Here is a 2572-nt window from a genome sequence, read left to right as displayed (position 1 = left end):
AAACAACCCGCTTCTCTCTGTTGCGGGATGCAAAGGTATGCAAATCACACATCCCCCACAAGAGATCAGACCTTTTAATTTAAGAGTTTATGCTAAGTGGCTGGAAAAGAAGAAGAAAAAATTCATGTCCAAATCTGTTAGGCAGGCAGAGCTAGTTAATAAGCCTTGAGGCGATGCCAGGTGGACCTGCAAATAGAAATAATTCGATCTATAATAAAGCAAGCCTAAGATTTAGGTAAAACAAATCCATTTGCCGTTCATTTGCCGTTCATCTGCCGTTCATTAGACGTTCATTAGCCGTTTAAGTCAATGCTGAAGAAGGAGGTGAATCTCATTATCAGGCGTTCAGAACCTGGTGTTACCAAATTAAACCCAGCATTTTAAATAACTTTACCCTTGATATTCAGTTATAGTCTAGACTCCTCTGATCATCTATCAAAAACTCTACATCTATATATACTAATGAGCAACATACTCCCATCAGCATTTATCAGATCACTCATTGAAAACTATAATATAGAAGGAGAAGAGTTTATTAAATCCCACGAAAGTGGAGAACAGCTTACTTCCGTACGCTTAAATCCCTTCAAGCCGGCTGAACTCTTTGCGGATGAAAAGCAGGTTCCATGGTGTAGCACCGGGTATTACCTTGAGGAGCGCCCGGCCTTTACTGCCGACCCTTTGTTCCATGCTGGCTGTTATTACGTTCAGGAAGCTTCTTCGATGTTCCTTGAGCAGGTAATAAAACATTCATGCGATCTGTCTGCTGCAATTAAAGTATTGGATCTTTGCGCGGCGCCGGGCGGGAAGAGCACCCTGATCAGTTCTTTAATAAATAAAAATAGCCTGCTGCTCTCAAATGAGATTATTAAAACGCGGGTGCCGGTGCTTGCTGATAACCTTACTAAATGGGGGCCTGAAAATTCATTTGTAAGTAATAATGATCCCCGCGACTTTAAACGACTGGGTGCATATTTTGATGCCATTGTTGTAGATGCCCCTTGTTCAGGTTCAGGAATGTTCAGAAAAGATCCTGCGGCGATCAATGAATGGTCGGAGGGAGCGGTTTTGCTATGCAGCCAGAGGCAGCAACGTATACTTGCCGATATATACCCCGCGCTGAAGCAGCACGGGACACTGATCTATTCAACATGCTCCTACTCAAAACAGGAAAACGAAGATATTTCGGATTGGCTCTGCGATACATTTGATCTAACAGCTGTTCAGATTCCACTGGAGAGCGATTGGGGAATTGAAGAAACCCTTTCGGATAAACATAAAGCTTATGGTTATCGATTCTATCCGCATAAAGTGAAAGGCGAAGGTTTCTTTATTGCCTGTTTCCGTAAAAATGAAGCCGAAAACGAAGCACAGATAAGAAGGGCGAAAGAAGTTAAGGCTAATCAAAAAAGTGAAGAGATTATCAATAAATGGCTCAAAAACTCCGGTGAGATCAGCATATTAAACCTGCACGACGAATTATTCGCCATTAATAAGAAACACGAGGCCGACCTTCAATATCTGCAATCGAGCCTTTACCTTAAGAAATCGGGTGTGAGGCTAGGGAAGGTTATGGGAAAGGATTTGGTTCCAAACCATGAACTCGCGCTAAGCCTTCTTTTAAATGATTCTATTGCAAGAATAGAACTGAGCCGCGAACAAGCCATCTCCTACATGAAACGTGATGAACTCAAACTAAAGCACCCACAGCGCGGATGGGTATTAATGTGTTATAAAGGCCAGTCTCTCGGATGGGCGAAGATGCTCGATAATCGAATGAATAACTATTTCCCTAAGGAAATGCGGATCGTAAATCAGAATATCATTTAACCTGTCAAATCAGGGCACTCCTAATACTGTCCTGTTGATAACATCACCAAAGTACAAGCCTCCAGCGTTTCTATTCCATTCTGCTGAGCAAGCTCCTCCAGAACCGGGTTTTCAGTACCAGGATTGAAAATAAGGCGCTTAGGTTTCGACTCCAGGATGTAATCATAGTACTGATCCTGATTTTGCGGGCCAAGGTAAAGGGTTATAGTATCTATATCCTTATATATAGTTCCGGCTTTCTCAATTTCCACTCCTGCAGCTTGTCCGGATTTAATTCCCACATTAACTATCGGGTGACCATAAGCCACAAGCCTGTTCGCAGCCATGTTGGCATATCGTGATGTATTGTCTGTGGCGCCAAGGATAAGTGTCTTCTTTTTCATTCAGGATATATATTTAAATACTGCATCCGCAGAGTTCATGCCATCAATTGCTGCTGATACAATTCCGCCTGCATAGCCTGCTCCTTCCCCGCAAGGGAAGAGACCCGCCATTTCTGTATGCTGCAGCGTTTCTTTGTCGCGAGGAATTCTAACCGGTGAGGATGTGCGCGACTCCACTCCTACCAAAATAGCCTCATTTGTATAGTAACCTTTCATTTTCCTTCCAAAAGCCGGTAATGCTTTCTGCAAACGGTTATGTATAAACGGAGGGAGAACGGTACTCAGATCAGCACTACGCGTGCCGGGGATGTATGAATTTACGGGAAGGTCCGGTGACAAGCGGTTATTAACGAAATCGA

At 43.2% G+C, this 2572-nt stretch carries 3 protein-coding genes; 1 reads left to right on the top strand and 2 read right to left on the bottom strand.

The annotated features are described in order from the left end of the window. The first annotated feature begins 462 nt into the window (after positions 1 to 462). Positions 463 to 1830 (top strand): methyltransferase RsmF C-terminal domain-like protein, encoded by a 1368-nt coding sequence (locus WBJ10_RS17775; protein WP_424292740.1) that lies wholly within the window; start codon positions 463 to 465, stop codon positions 1828 to 1830. A gap of 20 nt (positions 1831 to 1850) precedes the next feature. Here WBJ10_RS17775 and WBJ10_RS17770 read toward each other — a convergent pair whose 3' ends face one another. Then, positions 1851 to 2213 (bottom strand): CoA-binding protein, encoded by a 363-nt coding sequence (locus WBJ10_RS17770; RefSeq protein ID WP_424292738.1) that lies wholly within the window; start codon positions 2211 to 2213, stop codon positions 1851 to 1853. Beyond that, on the bottom strand, positions 2214 to 2572 hold a 359-nt coding region (locus WBJ10_RS17765; RefSeq protein WP_424292736.1), incomplete at its 5' end, for an FAD-dependent protein.

This window comes from Daejeonella sp. (assembly GCF_049655485.1).
Lineage (GTDB): Bacteria > Bacteroidota > Bacteroidia > Sphingobacteriales > Sphingobacteriaceae > Daejeonella.
This window is presented reverse-complemented; position numbering and strand designations above follow the sequence as displayed.

Coding starts and splice junctions, on each gene's coding strand:
- WBJ10_RS17775 (WP_424292740.1), top strand. CDS start 463: ATGAGCAACATACTCCCATCAGCATTTATCAGATCACTCATTGAAAAC.
- WBJ10_RS17770 (WP_424292738.1), bottom strand. CDS start 2,213: ATGAAAAAGAAGACACTTATCCTTGGCGCCACAGACAATACATCACGA.